At 69.5% G+C, this 15589-nt stretch carries 16 protein-coding genes and 2 pseudogenes; 9 read left to right on the forward strand and 9 right to left on the reverse strand.

The annotated features are described in order from the left end of the window. Nucleotide 1 precedes the first annotated feature (1 nt). Nucleotides 2-412 (forward strand): hypothetical protein, encoded by a 411-nt coding sequence (locus AB0J53_RS44100; RefSeq protein WP_364184046.1) that lies wholly within the window; start codon nucleotides 2-4, stop codon nucleotides 410-412. Between the two features lie 242 nt (nucleotides 413-654). Here AB0J53_RS44100 and AB0J53_RS44105 read toward each other — a convergent pair whose 3' ends face one another. Beyond that, nucleotides 655-1089 (reverse strand): Rrf2 family transcriptional regulator, encoded by a 435-nt coding sequence (locus AB0J53_RS44105; protein ID WP_357593050.1) that lies wholly within the window; start codon nucleotides 1087-1089, stop codon nucleotides 655-657. 131 nt (nucleotides 1090-1220) lie between these two features. Between AB0J53_RS44105 and AB0J53_RS44110 the strand changes: the two genes are divergently transcribed. Further along, nucleotides 1221-1970, forward strand: a complete 750-nt coding sequence (locus AB0J53_RS44110; protein ID WP_364184049.1) for an SDR family oxidoreductase — start codon at nucleotides 1221-1223, stop codon at nucleotides 1968-1970. A 484-nt stretch (nucleotides 1971-2454) separates the two neighbouring features. Here AB0J53_RS44110 and AB0J53_RS44115 read toward each other — a convergent pair whose 3' ends face one another. Then, nucleotides 2455-2643 carry a hypothetical protein gene (locus AB0J53_RS44115; protein ID WP_364184052.1) on the reverse strand — a complete coding sequence of 63 codons (189 nt, stop codon included), beginning with the start codon at nucleotides 2641-2643 and terminating at the stop codon, nucleotides 2455-2457. A gap of 137 nt (nucleotides 2644-2780) precedes the next feature. Here AB0J53_RS44115 and AB0J53_RS44120 point away from each other — a divergent pair, with 137 nt between their 5' ends. Then, nucleotides 2781-3260, forward strand: coding sequence for a DoxX family protein (locus tag AB0J53_RS44120; RefSeq protein ID WP_364184054.1), 480 nt, complete (start codon nucleotides 2781-2783; stop codon nucleotides 3258-3260). Nucleotides 3261-3544: 284 nt separating this feature from the next. Here AB0J53_RS44120 and AB0J53_RS44125 read toward each other — a convergent pair whose 3' ends face one another. Continuing rightward, nucleotides 3545-3769 (reverse strand): hypothetical protein, encoded by a 225-nt coding sequence (locus tag AB0J53_RS44125; RefSeq protein ID WP_364184132.1) that lies wholly within the window; start codon nucleotides 3767-3769, stop codon nucleotides 3545-3547. Between the two features lie 283 nt (nucleotides 3770-4052). Further along, nucleotides 4053-4172, reverse strand: a pseudogene (locus tag AB0J53_RS44130) (transposase); the annotation flags it as partial. Here AB0J53_RS44130 and AB0J53_RS44135 point away from each other — a divergent pair. Then, nucleotides 4116-4604, forward strand: a complete 489-nt coding sequence (locus AB0J53_RS44135) for a leucine zipper domain-containing protein (protein WP_364184056.1) — start codon at nucleotides 4116-4118, stop codon at nucleotides 4602-4604. The pseudogene AB0J53_RS44130 and the gene AB0J53_RS44135 overlap by 57 nt on opposite strands. Here the strand turns inward: AB0J53_RS44135 and AB0J53_RS44140 are convergent. Further along, nucleotides 4559-5491: a GNAT family N-acetyltransferase gene (locus tag AB0J53_RS44140; protein WP_364184059.1), complete on the reverse strand. Its 933-nt coding sequence runs from the start codon at nucleotides 5489-5491 to the stop codon at nucleotides 4559-4561. The two genes, AB0J53_RS44135 and AB0J53_RS44140, sit on opposite strands and share 46 nt — an antisense overlap. 64 nt (nucleotides 5492-5555) lie before the next feature. Beyond that, on the reverse strand, nucleotides 5556-6935 hold the full coding sequence (locus AB0J53_RS44145) for an MFS transporter (RefSeq protein WP_364184061.1): 1380 nt from the start codon (nucleotides 6933-6935) through the stop codon (nucleotides 5556-5558). A gap of 161 nt (nucleotides 6936-7096) precedes the next feature. Between AB0J53_RS44145 and AB0J53_RS44150 the strand changes: the two genes are divergently transcribed. The 5 genes and pseudogenes from AB0J53_RS44150 to AB0J53_RS44170 form a co-directional block, all read left to right on the forward strand. Next, a complete protein-coding gene (locus AB0J53_RS44150) occupies nucleotides 7097-7669 on the forward strand; it encodes an NAD(P)H-dependent oxidoreductase (protein WP_364184064.1) in 573 nt (190 codons plus the stop codon). Between the two features lie 73 nt (nucleotides 7670-7742). Beyond that, on the forward strand, nucleotides 7743-8726 hold the full coding sequence (locus AB0J53_RS44155) for a zinc-binding dehydrogenase (protein WP_364184067.1): 984 nt from the start codon (nucleotides 7743-7745) through the stop codon (nucleotides 8724-8726). A gap of 124 nt (nucleotides 8727-8850) precedes the next feature. After that, complete coding sequence (locus AB0J53_RS44160; RefSeq protein WP_364184070.1) at nucleotides 8851-11583, forward strand: AAA family ATPase; 2733 nt, start codon at nucleotides 8851-8853, stop codon at nucleotides 11581-11583. A gap of 533 nt (nucleotides 11584-12116) precedes the next feature. Further along, complete coding sequence (locus AB0J53_RS44165; protein ID WP_364184127.1) at nucleotides 12117-12263, forward strand: hypothetical protein; 147 nt, start codon at nucleotides 12117-12119, stop codon at nucleotides 12261-12263. 56 nt (nucleotides 12264-12319) lie between these two features. After that, nucleotides 12320-12595: pseudogene (locus AB0J53_RS44170) on the forward strand (DUF6192 family protein); the annotation flags it as partial. A 226-nt stretch (nucleotides 12596-12821) separates the two neighbouring features. Here the strand turns inward: AB0J53_RS44170 and AB0J53_RS44175 are convergent. The 3 genes from AB0J53_RS44175 to AB0J53_RS44185 form a co-directional block, all read right to left on the reverse strand. Then, entirely contained in the window at nucleotides 12822-14414 is a 1593-nt protein-coding gene (locus AB0J53_RS44175; protein ID WP_364184073.1) for an MFS transporter, read from the reverse strand. A gap of 129 nt (nucleotides 14415-14543) precedes the next feature. Next, nucleotides 14544-15191: an NAD(P)/FAD-dependent oxidoreductase gene (locus AB0J53_RS44180; RefSeq protein ID WP_364184076.1), complete on the reverse strand. Its 648-nt coding sequence runs from the start codon at nucleotides 15189-15191 to the stop codon at nucleotides 14544-14546. After that, complete coding sequence (locus AB0J53_RS44185; RefSeq protein ID WP_364184079.1) at nucleotides 15188-15547, reverse strand: FAD-binding protein; 360 nt, start codon at nucleotides 15545-15547, stop codon at nucleotides 15188-15190. Before AB0J53_RS44185 ends, AB0J53_RS44180 begins: the two co-directional genes overlap by 4 nt. Between the last annotated feature and the right edge of the window lie 42 nt (nucleotides 15548-15589).

Below are 15589 nucleotides of genomic sequence, written 5' to 3' on the forward strand. Positions count from 1 at the left end.
CGTGAAGAACATGGTGCCAAGCAAGACCGATCAGCTGCCCACAATTAGCCGTCCCGGGCTGCCGGTCCACAGCCTGGCCAAAGACCAGCCGGAAATCTCCACTGCCGAGCGGGCCAAATGCGTCGATGGGAGTGAAGCCCAGGTCAATCTCCAGCAACTCCCCAAGAAGAAAAGCGCGATAGACCGCGGAACCGGCCTGAAGATCGAAGTGATGCAGCGCCCCAAGCTCGTGGTAAATGAAGGCGTTCCAGTCGCGCACCACGCCGAAGAACAGATCGACGTCCGACCAGCGGTCGGCGGCGGCCCGAGCTGCGGATCCAGTGATCGCAGCACCCCACGATCTGCTCGTCCTCGCGCGCCCGCTCGAGCAGTAGCCCTTGCACCTGTTCACGACGACTCATCCGAAACATGATCCCGACCCTAACGCGGGGACGGATATCTGATCGAGCGGGAAACGATCATCACGGTGGCTCCATCAACCCAGACCTAAGCCACTCGTGAACACCCCACCCAGGTCAAAGGCTGCTTCCAGAGCGTTGGAAGCGGCCTTTCGCGTTGCTGGGTGACTAGCCTTCTTGAGGACGGCCAGGAAGGAGCGGCGGACGTTGTGCGCGTCGAGTTCCGTGCCGGCCTAGAACTTACGGACAGGACCACTCAGCGAGGTGCCGTGAGGACGTCCCGGAGTACATCCTCCAGCGTGACGCGGGCCAGCTCGCGCCGGAGGGTCTCCTCGATGCCGGTGTAGATGCGCTGCATCGCCGGCTGGATGCCGTAACCCACCACGCATCCCGGGTCAGGGGCGGCGCGGTGCAGCGCGAACAGCGGGCCGGATTCCACCGCCTCGTACACGTCCAGCAGTGTCATCGACTCCAGGTCGCGCGCCAGCGACCAGCCCGCGCCCACCCCGCGCCGGGACTCCACGAGCCCCGCCCTGCGCAGGTCGCCGAGCAGCCGCCGGATCACCACGGGATTGGTGCTCGCGCTGGCCGCGATCTGCTCGGAGGTGGCGACCTCATGGCCTTGACGCTGGTAGAGGCCGATCCAGGCCAGCGCGTGGGCGGCGATGGTCAACCTGCTGTTGGCGCTCATGAACTCGTTCCTCTCGATCGCAACTCCCGATGTTACGACAACCATGGTCGTAACAGCTAGGGTTGCGACATGCTGTCGTAACTATTACTGTTACGGCTGTCTGAAGATGGTCAACCAGCGAGGTGAGAAGAATGAACAAGCCCCTGACGGGCAAGGTCGCCTTGGTCACCGGAGGGTCCCGCGGGCTGGGAGCCGCGACCGTACGGCTGCTTGCCGAGCAGGGCGCCGACGTCGCGTTCACCTACGTCAACTCCGAGAAGCAGGCCCAGACCGTCGTCGACGAGGTGCGCAACAGGGGAGCGAAGGTCGCCGCGTTCAAGTCCGACCAGGCGGACGCGAGCCAGGCTCCGGCGCTGATCGACGACGTGGTCGCGCACTTCGGTGGCCTGGACATCCTCGTCAACAACGCGGCGATCTCGGTGAACGGTATGGTGGGCGCCCCGGATGCCGACACCGCCGCGCTGGATCGGATGCACGCCACCAACTACCTCGGGGTGATCGCCGTCATCCGGGCCGCCTCCCGAGTGCTGCGTGAGGGCGGCCGCGTCATCACGGTGAGTTCCGGGCTCGGCACTCGAGTCGGCGTCCCGGGCGTGGCCGACTACGCGGCGACCAAGGCGGGGGTCGAGCGGTACACCATGGGCGTCGCCCGCGACCTCGGCTCCCGGGCCATCACCGCCAATGTCGTGGAAGCCGGGCTGATGGAGGGCGGCATGGAGCCACCGGACCCCGAAACCCTCAAGGCCCTGCTCAGCTCGCTGTCCCTCCAACGTATGGGACACCCCGACGAGATCGCCGCGGCGATCGCCTTCCTGGCGAGCCCCGCCGCGTCGTACGTCACGGGAGCCGTGCTGGACGCCCACGGCGGCTACAACGCCTGAGCCGCAGCGCCGACGGCGCACAAGCATAGGGGGTGACGTATCCCGGATTTCCGCTGGTCACAGCACTTGCTTGATGGGGAAGAACTCATCCGGACGGGCGCCTTGAACAAGTCGCTCCCCTGTAACGCGCCAGGGGGCAGAGTCACGGTCCCCATGATGGCGTTGATCACATCTAATCGCCACGAAGCCTGCTGTAGTCCTCACCGAGTTGGATGGGTGGCTCGACCTCGGCCGACGTACTCATCCGCGAGGCCCAAACACACAACGGCCTGCCGCTGATCTCGCAGATCCTGTGGAGGTACGACGCCACCGGCACGACTGAACTCCGCTACGCGGCCCCACCACGTGCTTCGATCCCCATTCCCCGACGTCCCACCGCCAGCCCTTCCTTCTGGCCGGTGCGCGGGAAACGATCAACCCGGGTCTGGGAAGCGATCTCTGATGTCACCGATGCCTGGCAGGTCAGATGTATTCGTGAACACCCCTACGTGGTGCCCGCGGCCGTGGCGAGACACTCGGTCACGGACAGCGCGACCTGTCCCGTGCCGTGCAGGTCGAGGGCCACCGAATCGCCCGTCGTCGCTGGCAGCGGGTGCGAAGAGGTGGTGAAGAACCGGCGCCTAATGTCTACCTCGGGCGCCCCGAGAGCGATGACGTCGAGCTGCAGGGGCATTGCCTGCCCCCTTCAACAATGAATTGCAACATCACCCCAGGTATTGCCCCGGGATACGCGCTTCTTCATTCCTGGTCGATACATCGATCAGGAATGAAGAAGCGCTGCCCGCCCGACTGCCATTAGCGTGCCGGGACATGACGAGAACTCAAAAGATCGTTTACTGGGGATCCACCCTGGTGCTCGCATCGGGCCTGATCGGCTCCGGCATCCAGCAACTGCTGAGAATAGAAGGCGAAGGGGCGTTGGCGCCTCCTTATGCTTGGGGCATTGTCCAGCTCGGCTACCCCGTCTACATCCTCACGCTCCTCGGCATGTGGAAACTCCTGGGAGCGGTGGCGATCCTTGTCCCCAAGCGGCCACTGATCAAGGAGTGGGCGTACGCGGGCATCTTCTTCCTGCTGACAGGAGGGATGTTCTCGCATGTCGCCTCAGGCGACGCCTGGTATCAATCGCTCACGGCGCTTTTCCTGCTCATTCTCACGATCGCGTCATGGTATTTCAGGCCGGCTTCCCGTCATCTCACCCCGGTCCGCCTCTACCGAACCAACCCGGCTGCGCGCGATGCCGAGGCGCGGGCCTCAAGCAGCCTAGGCAGCTCTCACCCCGAACCGTAGAGCGTGACAAGCCCGGTTTCGAGCGGCTGATCCTGGCTCGCCGGGTGGGAACAGCTCGTCGCAGCATCGTCACCGCAGCCACCCCTGAGCTGGCGCCGAGGCTGTGGTACGGCCAGCCCGCCTACGCCAAGGCCGGGAAGGTGGTGTGCTTCCGCAGCAGGCAGGCGGACAAGGAACGCTACTTCTCGCTGGGCTCAGCGTGGAGGCAAATCTCGACGAGGACGATGGCATGTGGCCGACCGCATACGCCCTGACAGAGTTGACCGAGGCCAGCGAGGCGGCGATCAGGAAGCTCGCAGAAAGGCCCTGCGCTGCCGCGAACGCGATACTGCACCAGCCGGTTCGATCATCATGTCCACGTCGGGCACCGGCCGCCATTCGGGCTCGATCGACGACCCGCGCCCGTCCGCTGCCGGCAGACGCTTGACCACCTGGACAGCGATCCCGCGCTTGGCGCCATGCCGGATCACCGCCTCGTTGTATCCACCATCGACCCAGGGGGCCGCCACAGTGGGATGTTAGGAAGCGATGGCGTCCAAGAGCTTCCGACCTCCAACCGAGTCCTGCACGGATGCCGCCGTCACCAGCACCGCCAAACAACAGGCCCAGGGCGTCCATGGCGATGTGCCGCTTCCGGCCCTTGATCTTCTTTCCGGCATCGCTGCCCTGGCTGGACTCACCGACGTCGCCCGAGGTCTTCACACTCTGCGTATCGATGATCGCCGCGGTCGGTGCGGCAGCGCGCCCCTTACTCTCCCGGACCTGCTCACGCAGCAGGTCATGCAGACGTTGAGTCGTTCCGTCGGCCTCCCACTTGGCGTAGTAGTTGTAGACCGTCTTGTAAGGCGGAAAGGCATGTGGCAGGTACTCCCAGGCGATCCCGGTCCGGCACACGTACAAGATGGCATTCACGATCTCCCGCAGAAGGCCTCCGGCCGTAGTGAAGTTGCCGCCGAACTCGGTGTCTCCCGCCAGTGCGGGCATCGGTGGGTGCGCCGGTTCCGGACCGACGGGCTGGGACGGACTACGCGGACGGCACAGCGGCCCCCGCTCCTGCCCGCGCCGCTCCCCCGCCCCTGCGGAGCAGCAGGTGCCGGCCGCCCACGCTCAGTTGCGGGCCGGGCCCGACCACATCGCCTGGGCAAGCGGCGTGCCGGCCCGCACCGTCATCCGCATCCTGCGCCGACACGGCGTGCCCGTACTGGCCGCCTGTCCCCTCACCGGCACGCCGAGCCGAGCCACCCGCAAGAGCGCCCGCCGCTACGAACCCCCCGTACCTCCGCCCTCACCGGCACTCCTTACTCCGCCCGTCTCAGGTCCCGCACCTCGGCTTGCGGCTGGTAGCCGGCGGAGCGGTAGGTGGCGACGGCCCCGGTGTTGGAGGCTTCGGCGCACACGGTCGCGCTGGACGCCCCCATGTCCCGCAGAGCCGCCGCGGCACCGACCGCCATCGCCTTGCCGTAACCGTGTCCCTGATGATCGCCGTGCACCCCGAGGGGTTCAAGCAGGCCGGGCTTGCCCGGACCCGCAGACCAGACGGTCGTGGCCGCGACCGCGTCGCCCTGGTCGTCGTACCCCACAAGGCATCGAGCATTGGCGTACGGCGTCCCGGCCGCCATGGCATGCCATCGTTCCGCACTGAACTTCGACCTTTGGAACGCCGCGCAGTGAACCGCGACCCGGTCGTCGACCCGTTCGGGGCCGACCACCTCGATTCGCAGGCCGCAGTCCTCCACGGATTCGCTCAGGTCACGCACCATCGGGATCCACGGCTCATCAAGTTCCCAGCCGCTCTCCTGCAACAACTCCCGAAATCGCCCGCCCCAGAGCGCTTCGACATGGGCCTTGCCCGTCGCCAGGACGCCACGTTCGCGTCGCGACACGTCATCGACCATCTGCCGCGCGAGGTCCTCATCCATCCGCGCGTCTGGGTCGACCGCCAGGCGCACCAGTTCGGACCCGTCGAGCAGGCCGACCCCGAGGATCCTGCCCTCACGACTCCACGTTCGCAACGCCGCGGCGGTCCTCTCCGGACCGAACTGCCAGTAGAACCCGACGTCCCCCGGATGCAGCTGCATCGAGGCCCCTTCGCGCCGCCACTCCGCCAGCGCGCGCACCACTTCGTCCAGGTCACCGGCACCCGGCGTGCTCAACAAGATAGTCATCCCGCGATCAAACACGGTCACACCCAGCGCGTCCAACTGATCAGGCGCGAACCCAAGCACGCTCACTGCGCTGACTGGGTCGCCGAAACGACCCATGAGCCCTGAGGCCATGGGGTGGTGGCCTGTGCGGTCAGGAATCGCGCACGGCCCGCGCCTTGGTGGTGATTCCGGCGGCTAGACCCGCGGCCTGCAGCACGGCCAGGACGATGACCCCGGCGCGGAATCCGGCGGCGCCGCCCGAGGCCAGGCCGTAGGCGAGGGCCGCCAGTGACGGCCCGACGGTGAAGGCAAGGGTCCGGACGGTCATGCCCACACCGGCGCCCGTGCCGATCATGCCGGGCGGGGTCGCGGCCAGCATGGCGGTGTTGACCGGGACGTTGAACAGGCTCTGCCCGATGCCGACCAGCGCGAGCCTCCACGCCAGGTCGGCCACGCCCGCGTCCTGGCCGAGCGTGAGCATGCTCACCGTGCCGGCGAGGGTGAGGGCGCCGCCGGCGCCGAGGACGAGGCGGGGCGGGTAGCGGTCGGCCAGCCAGCCGCTGATCGGCGAGCCCAGCGCAACAGCGCCGATGAAGAACAGCATCGACAGCCCCATCATCCCCGCGCCGCCGTGCAGCACGTCCGCGACGTAAAAGGGCAGCAGGAAAAGCGTGAGCCCGATGTAGGAAGCCATCAGCAGCAGCGACAGCAACGGCAGCCCGAACGCCGGGCGCCGGGCCAGCTTGATGATCGGGCGGGACGACCGCAGCCGCGCCCACCAGGCCGCCAGTACCACCGTCAACACCGCCAGGACAGCGACGGCCGCCAGGGCGCCGACCTCGATCCGGTCGAGCGCCAGCAGCAGGGCGGTGACGGCACCGCCGAGCACGAGCGTGTCGCCGAGCAGCGACCGGCCGGGCGCCGGCAGCCCGCCCTTCCCGCGCGGCAGAAGGCGGCCGCCGAGCCACAGCACGAGCACCAGCACGGGCAACTTGATCAGGAAAACCGGGCGCCAGCCCCAGCCGTCGGCCACCAAGCCGCCCAGCGGGGCGCCTGCCAGGGAACCGACCGGCATGATCGTCGCGACGTATCCCAGGGCCCGGCCACGCTGCTCGGGCCGCACGCTCGCCGCCACGATCGGCATATAGACGGCGGCGACCAGCGCGCCCATGACGCCCTGCAAGAACCGGGCCGCCAGCAGGATCCAGAACGCGGGGGCGGCCGCGGTCACCAGGCTGGTCAGCCCGACCCCCGTCACCGCGAGCAGGAAGACCGCCCGGGCGTCCGCCTGGTCCACCCAGCGCCCCAGCGGGATAGCCAGGGCCGCCGCCGGCAGCGCGTACGCCAGGATCACCCACTTGGTCGCCGCCGAACCGACGCCCAACTCCGTGCCGATGGCCGGCAACGTTACGGAGGCGAGGCTCATCTCCAGGGTGACCATGAGCATGGCCAGGCCCATCGCCAGGATCGGACCCCAGCGAACGGGCTCGGTGGTCGCCGGCTCCGGGGCTTCATCGGAAAGTCGCGTCATGGCGCCGACCGTAGGAATCCATGCCCGGCCGCCGCCTCTGCCGGACGACTGGGATCGCGACCCGGACACGAACCCGGTCACGTGACCGAGGCGGGCCCAGGACGGCCGCTCTTAGCGTCGTCACCAGCAAGAGCACAGCAACAACCGAAAGGACCGACCCCGTGTCGAGCGATCCACTGCACGTAGCCGTCATCACTGGCAGCACCCGCGAAGGCCGGTTCGGTCCAACTGTGTCCTCCTGGTTCCTCCAACAGGCCGCCCGCCGCGACGACCTGACGGTGGACGCCATCGACCTGGGCGAGACACGCTTGCCAGACGCGCTCAGCAGCGAGCCGACCCCCGAGGTGGCGGCCGTGTCGCCAAGGCTCGCCGCCGCTGACGCGTTCGTCGTGGTGACGCCCGAGTACAACCACAGCTTCCCCGCCTCACTCAAGAGCGCCATCGACTGGCACTACACCGAGTGGCTGGCCAAGCCCGTCGGCTTCGTCTCGTACGGGGGGATCGCCGGTGGGCTGCGCGCTGTGGAACAGCTCCGGCAGGTCTTCGCCGAACTGCACGCGGTAACCCTGCGCGACACCGTCAGCTTCCACGCCGCCGGGGAGTTGTTCGACGAGGCCGGAGGACTGCGGCAGCCCGACGCGCCCGCCGTCGCGGCCAAGGTCCTGCTCGACCGGCTCGTCTGGTGGGGCCGCGCGCTCCGCCACGCCAGGACGGTCCAGCCGTACGCCGCCTGAGCCGCCCAGCATCGCTTCGGCGCCGGCAGCAGGCCCGCACCGAAAAGAAACCGACGATGACAGGAGTTCGATCATGCACGCCATCCGACTGTACGAGTTCGGCCCGGCCGAGAACCTGCGGTACGAGGAGGTCCCGGATCCCAAGCCGGGTCCCGGCCAGGTCCGCATCGCGGTGAAGGCCGCCGGAGTCCACCTGCTCGACACCGCGCTGCAGGCGGGCCGGGGCGACCTGCTTCCCTTCCCGCTCCCCGAACTCCCGGTGACGCCCGGCCGTGAGGTGGCCGGGGTGGTGGACCAGGTGGGCGAGGGCGTGGACGAAAGCTGGCTCGGCCGTCGCGTGGTCACCCACCTGGGCCTGGTCAACGCCGGATACGCCGAGCTGGCCCTGCGGGAGGTCGAGGCGCTGTTCCCGGTGCCCGACGCACTGACGTACGAGGCGGCGGTCGCGATGGTCGGGACCGGCCGGACGGCGCTGAGCATCCACCACATCGCGCAGGTCGAGCCCGACGACGTCGTGCTCGTGACCGCGGCGGCCGGCGGTGTCGGCACGCTGCTCGTCCAGGCGGCACGCAACGCCGGCGCCACCGTGGTGGGTGTCGCGGGCGGACCCGCCAAGGTCGAACGCGTCCGTGCCTCGGGTGCCCACATCGCGGCCGACTACGACGAGCCGGGGTGGTCCAAGACGGTGCGCGAGGCGCTGGACGGCCGCGACGTGACCGCCGTGCTCGACGGTGTGGGCGGTGCCGCAGGCCGCGAGGCGCTGGAGATGCTCGGCATGGGCGGCCGCATCCTGCTGTTCGGCTGGTCCGCCGGCTCGCTGACCGAGATCACCGGCCAAGACCTGGTCAACAGGATGCTGTCGGCCACGGTCGCGCTCGGCCCCCGGATGATGCGCGTACCGGGCGGGCTGCGCGCCATGCAGGAGAAGGCGCTGGACGAGGCGGCGAGCGGGCGGCTCGTCCCGGCAGTGCAGGCGTTCCCGCTGCGCGAGGCGGCGCGGGCGCACACGGCGCTCCTCGAACGCCGCACGGTTGGCAAGGTCATCCTGCTCCCGTAGTAGACACCGCGGGCATCTGCGTGGGCGACGCGGCAACACTGGAACGGTGATGAAGCGGTCGGGCCCGCAAGCCGAGGCCGATTCGGGCGAATTCGGGCAATAGAGCTGTATTACAGTTCTGGGCATGCTGCATGGCAGAGCCGACGAACTGGCCCAGATCGACCGGCTGCTCGCCGCTGCCCGCGACGGCCGGAGCTCGGCGGTAGTCATCCGGGGCGAGGCCGGGATCGGCAAATCGGCACTGCTGGAGCACACCGCCGCTGCGGCCTGGGACATGCGGGTGCTGCGCACGATCGGCACCGAGGCCGAGAGCGAGCTGCCCTTCGCGGGCCTGCACCTGCTGCTGAGCCGCGCCGCCGACCGCGTCGGCAGCCTTCCCGACCGGCAGGCCCAGGCGCTGCGCGGCGCGCTCGGCCTGGAACCGGTGTCCGGCCCTGAGCGCTTCCTGGTCGGCCTCGCCCTGCTGACCCTGCTGGCCGAGCTCGCCGAGGAACGACCACTGCTGTGCCTCATCGACGACGCGCACTGGCTGGACCCCGCCTCGGCCGATGCCCTGCTGTTCGCCGCCCGGCGCCTCAACGCCGAAGGGGTGGTGCTGCTCTTCGCGGCCCGCGACGCGCACGCGCCGCCCTTCCCGGCCCCGGGCCTCACCGAGCTGCGCCTCGCCGGGCTGGACCATACCGCGGCCGCGGACCTGCTGGCCGAGCACGCCAGAGACCTGCCGCCGTACGCCCGCGACCAGATCCTTACCGAGGCTCGCGGTAACCCGCTGGCCCTGCGGGAGCTGCCCACGGCCCAGCGCGAGGGGCGGATCCTCGAGTACGCCTTCCATCTGGGAACCCTGCCGAGCCACACCCGCATCCAGCAGACCTTCGCCGACAGGATCGCCGCCCTGCCGGAGCCGACCAGGACACTGCTGCTGGTCGCGGCCGCCGAGGGCACCGGCGACCTCACCGTGGTCGCGCTCGCGGCCGGCCGGCTCGGCGCACCCGTCGAGCACCTCGACCCGGCCGAGCGCAAGGACCTGGTGCACCTGGCCGACGGGCGGCTCACGTTCCGCCACCCGCTGATCCGGTCCACCGCCTACCAGAGCGCTCCGCTGGGCCAGCGGCTCGCCGCCCACCAGGCCCTCTCCGATGCGCTGCCCTGCGTCGGCAACATCGACCGGCGCGCCTGGCACCTCGCCGCCGCCACCACAGAACCCGACGCGTACGTGGCCTCCGTGCTGGAGAAGACCGCCGAGCACGCGCGAGCCCGGGGCGGCCACGCCGCCGTGGCGGCCGCCTACGACCGCGCCGCCCGGCTCAGCCCCGACACCCACGACGGCGCCCGACGGCTGGCCTTGGCCGCCCGCGCCGCCGCCGATGCCGGGCAGACCCGGCGCGCCGCCGAACTGGCCGACCAGGCGGCCCCGTTCATCACCGACCCGCTCGTCCGGGCGGAGCTTGCGCAGGTCCGCGCCCTCGACCTGTACGTCCGCGGGCTGCCGAAGGCGGCGCACACCGTGCTGCTCGATGAGGCGCTGGCGAGCGCCGGACAGGTGCCAAGCAAGGCCGCCTTCATGCTGTTCGACGCCATGGGCGCGATCTGGTCGACCGGGGACGCTGCAGCCCTCCGCGACACCGCGGCGCGCATCCGGAACCTCATGCCGACCAGCGAGCCCGGGACGCGTCCCTTCATCGAGGCTGCGTACGGCCTGGCGCATCTCGCCGCCGGCGAACCGGAGGCAGGACTCCCCGCCCTGCGCAAGCTGATGGGCAACGGCGAGCTCCTACGCGGGCTGCGGCCGATGGAACGCGCCTGCGCCGAGGAGTGGGCCGTTCTGACCGGCGATCTCGACGTCGCCCACAAGTTGTCCACCACGCTGGAACGCGACTGCCGCGACCAGGGTGCCCTCGGCGTGCTCCCTGAGGTGCTCCGGGACCTGGCCCGCATCCAACTCTTCCGCGGCCGGCACCGCGACGCGCACACCCTCGCGACCGAGACTCTACGCATCGCGCAGGACACCGCCCAGGTCCTCTACACCGACGACGCCCGCGGCGTGCTGGCACACCTGGCGGCCATCGCGGGCGAGGAGGAACACTGCCACGCGCTCGCCAGCCAGACGTACGACCGGCTCGGAGAGCCGCACGCGGACTGGGCCGCGAGCGCCCTAGCCCTGCTCGACCTTGGCCTGGCCCGGTATGAGGACGCGCTGCGGCGGCGTGAAGAGCTGGGCGCCGCAGCTGCCCGGCACAGCGTCATCGGCCTCTACACCCTGCCCGACCACGTGGAGGCCGCCGCCCGCCTCGGCTTGCCCGGCCGTGGCACCGAACCGCTGGCCCGGTTCGAGGCCTGGGCGAACGCGACGGGACAAGCGTGGGCCCAAGCCGTCGTCCTGCGCTGTCGCGCTCTGCTCACACCCGATGAGGAGGCCGGCCCGCTGTACGCCCATGCGGTGCAGCTCCATCAGAGGAGCGAGCGGCCGTTCGAACGTGCCCGTACCGAGCTGCTGCACGGCGAGTGGCTGCGGCGCTCCGCGCACCGCTCCGACGCTCGGGATCCGCTGCGTTCCGCCCTGGAGATCTTCGAACGGCTCGGCGCCGCCCCCTGGGCCGACCGCGCCCGCAGCGAGCTGCGCGCCACCGGCGAGAGCCGCCCCCGCACAGCCGGGGCGACCGACCTGCTCAGCCGCCTCACTCCCCAGGAACTACAGATCGTACGGCTGGCCGCCACCGGTCTCACCAACCGCGACATCGGGGCCCAGCTCTTCCTCAGCCCCCGGACGATCGGCTACCACCTCTACAACGCCTATCCCAAGCTCGGCGTGGCCTCCCGCAGCGAGCTCGCCCGTCTGGACCTCGGCACCACCAGCTAACCGCCCTTCTGCCCGGCCGGTGACCCCAATGACCAGAACCGGGCTTTGAGGGCCCGGCGCTCGGGTCGGCCTCCGGGGAGGATTGGACCGGATTCTGGCGGTAGCACTCTCTGTGACATAGGTGGCTGACAGTGCAGGCGTACGCTTCGGTTCGGATGTTCCTCGCGGCGTGCGTGTGTCGGAAAACGAGCGTCTGCCGACACTCACCGAGCTGATCACGGAACCGCAGGTGAGCACTGTCGATAACTCGTGCAGAAAATCACTGTCGGTGAACGGTGTGCGGAGTAGATTTCGACAGTGCTCTTCGCCTACGCGCGGGTCTCGACCGCCGACCAGAACTCGGGGTGCCAGTAAGGAGCGTGTCATGAGCCCCAAACGGCGTTGATCTTGTTGTGACTTGCCCGGTCAATGCTGGGCGGACATGACGCCCCCCGATGCACATCGATGAGCTGGTCGAGCACTGAACGATCCTCGATGACGAGCGTGACCTCGTCGCTGGCAAGCGTGGTGCTACCCGTCTCGCTTTCGCGATTCTGCTGAAGTTCTACACGCAGTTCGGACGCTTCCCGCGCAGGCGCTCGGAGCTGCACGACCAGGTCGTCGAGCACGTCGCCAAGCAGGTTCAAGTGCCCGCTTCGGAGCTCGGCACGCCGTACCGCAACCGTCGCGTCCGCCCGTAACCACCCCGGCAGTTCCCGACCGCAGCACGGACAACACCGCTGTTTCACATGAACCATCATCCTGCCCAAGGGGCCATCAGTCCGAGGCGGGGTGTCGCTCGTCTTCGTGGCGGGTGATGCTGCTGGACGACCTCCCCAGCCTGCCGTGCCTGGTCGGCCTGGGCCTTGTTTTCCATGACTTGGCCTGCGATGAGCAGGTCGCGGGCGTAGTAGCGACCGACCTGCTGCGCCGGCCTGAGGTCGCGTTCAAGGCGATGACCGACACCACCGCCCGGCATCTGGTCCGACCTTCACCCACGCCCGGACCGGCATCCCACCCTGCTCCCGATTGACGCTCGCCGACCTTGACGCCCCGCTGATCATGGCCTTCCCGGCGCGAGGATGCAGATTCGGAGCGTTTCGCCGAGGGCACCGCTGGCGCGGCGGGTGTGCGCGCTGGGGGCCGACCAGCCGGTCCCGTCCGAGGCAGCGTCCCTAGGTGTATTGATCACGAGCGTTGTTGACAGTGGGCGGGGTGGGTCTGTCCTTTGCTTCCTGCCATGGCCCGGCTTTGTGCGGTCAGCCAGCGGGGACAGCCTCAGCGGGGTCCGTCGCGTCCGCGACCGCAGAGGAGGCGTTCTTGGGACCGCGGAGGGCGATGTAGACGAGAAGGGCGGCCATGATGGCGGCGCCCGCCCACATGGCCTGCTGCCAGCCGTCGACGAAGGACTGGTGGGCTGCATGGAGCAGGTCCTGTGCGTGCGGGCCGGTGCTGCCCGCCGCCTCGACCGCGTTGGCGACGCCTTCCCGGGCGGTGTCCGCGGCGCCTTGAGGGATGCCGTGCAGCTTGTTGTCAATGGCGTTGCGGTAGCCGGCGGATACGAGTGCGCCGAGTAGGGCGACGCCGAGTGCGGTGCCGAATTCGCGGGTGACGTCGTTCAAGGCGGAAGCGACGCCCTGCTTCTCGCGCGGCAGGGAGGCGGTGATGGCCTCCGTGGACGGGGTCATCGACAGGCCCATGCCGACGCCCATGGCGAGCAGGCCGGGCAGGACGGTGAGGTAGCCGCCGCTGACGGAGACGAATAGCGCCATGAGAGCCATGCCGACGCCGGCCAGTGCGATGCCCACCATCATGGTCGAGCGTGCGCCGATCCGTGCGGCCAGCTTGGGGGCCAGACCGGAGGCCATCATCATCGCGACGGCCATGGGCATCATCGCGACCGTGGACAGCAGGCCCGACCAGCCGAGTACGGCCTGGAAGTACGGGAAGAGGACCACGCCGATGCCCGCCTGGACACCGAAGACCACCAGCAGCGTGAGCGAGCCGCCCGACAGTCCGCGCTCCCGGAACAGTCGCACGTCCAGCAGGGAGGCGTCGCGGCGGTGCAGCTCCCAGGCCACGAAGCCGATGGCGGCGACGAGGCCGACGGTCAGGCTGATCAGCGTTGCAGGCGCGGTCCAGCCGCGTTCAGGGCCTTCCTGCAGGACGAAGATGAGGCCGGTCACGGCGATCACGGAGACAAGGGCGCCGACGGTGTCGAATCGGTGGGCCGAGGTCTCGCGGGAGTTGGGAACCGACTTCAGCGTCATGGCCAGGGCCACCAGGATCAGGACCATCGGCAGGGTGAACAGCCAGCGCCAGTCGGCGACGTCTACGAGGAGCGCGGCGAGGAACATGCCCAGGATGCCGCCGCCTCCGGCGACGCCGGTCCACACGCCGATCGCCTTGCCGCGCTGTTCTTCGGGGAAGGTGGAGGTGATGACGGCCAGCGTGATCGGCATGATCATCGCGGCGCCGACACCGCTGACCACGCGCCCGGCGAGCATCACCTCCGCTGTTGGGGCCAAGGCGGCGACCATGGTGGCGATGCCGAAGACTGCCAGCCCGGCAACGAGCATGGGCTTGCGGCCCAGGCGGTCACCCAGGGCGCCGAGCGGCAGCAACAGCGCGGCCAGGGCAAGGGTGTAGATGTTGATGATCCACAGGACCGTGCTCTGGGAAGCGTCGAATTCCACGGCCATGTGGGTCTGCGCGACGTTCAGACCGGTCACCGAGGCGATGACCGCCATCAGGGCGATCGAGACGGTGATCAGGATCGAGCGCAGCTGACGCGCATCAGGGGCATCCCCGCCGTCGGCCGGCGTGGCCGGTACGGGCTGGTTCGTACTCATGGATTCCTCTCAGAATGGGCATGCCGAGTCAGCGCCGGAGCAGGGCCGGTCGCCGGGTGAAGGAGGGTGGGCGGGGCCCGGGTCCCGCACGCATCGAGAGCGTGCAGCAGCCGGTGCCGCGCCGGATGATCAGAGGGCGGGAGTCTCGCCCTGGGCTGCGGCGAGGGCCGCGTCGGTGTCTGCGGTGGCCAACAGGCTGTTGACGTGGGCACCGGCCGTTGCGGAAGCGCCGACCTGGGCGGCGAGATCGGTGGCGTTGCCAGCCACCCACACGCCCGGCACCTTGGTGGTGCCGGCCATGCCGGAGGCGAAGCGGCGGCCCATGTTGTCGGGCAGGTCCTCCACCGGCAGCTGCAGACCGTCCAGGCCCTCGGTGCGGGCTTTCATCCGGGTGGCGACCGCGAGGACGCGGCGGGCCACGACTTGGCCGTCGGTCAGGCGCACGCCCACGAGGGTGCCGTCCTCGTTGTCGACCACCTCCTGCACCGGGGTGTCGACGACGCGGATGTTGCGGGCGGCGAAGCGGGCGCGGGTGGCCTCACGCAGGTGGATGCCTTGGGGGAAGAAGGTCAGGTCCTCGGTCAACTGCCGGAACAGGAGCGCGTGGCCGATGGAGGCCGGGCCGGTGGCGAGGACGCCGATGGGCTGATCGCGTACCTCCCAGCCGTGGCAGTACGGGCAGTGCACCACACTGTGGCCCCAGTGCTCGGCGAGGCCGGGAACGTCGGGCAGCACATCCTTGAGGCCGGTGGCCACCAGGACTCGGCGCGCGGTCACGCTCCGGCCGTCGGCGAAGATGATGGTGAACCGCAGATCGCGTCGTCCTTCGACGGGGCGGTGGGCTCGGCCGAGGCCGCCTCGCCTAAGACGACGCGCCCTCCGTACTGGCGCACCTGCTCCCGGCCCCGCCGAAGGATCTCAGAAGGCGGGGTGCCGTCCAGAACGATAAAGCCGTGCATGGCCTCTGCCAGCGCGTTGCGCGGGCGACCGCTGTCGATCACGACGACCGAGCGGCGGGAGCAGGCGAGCATCAGCGCACCGTTCAGCCCTGCGGCGCCCCCACCGATCACCACGACGTCGACGGTCCCACCGAGCAGTGCGTCACTCGCGTACGGAGAAGTCGTCACAGCCATGACCTCCTGCCTTTCTCGTGCACTGGTCCCAGACGTTGCGAC

Origin of the sequence: Nonomuraea sp. NPDC049725 (genome assembly GCF_040674795.1) — a bacterium.
GTDB classification, from domain to species: domain Bacteria; phylum Actinomycetota; class Actinomycetes; order Streptosporangiales; family Streptosporangiaceae; genus Nonomuraea; species Nonomuraea ceibae.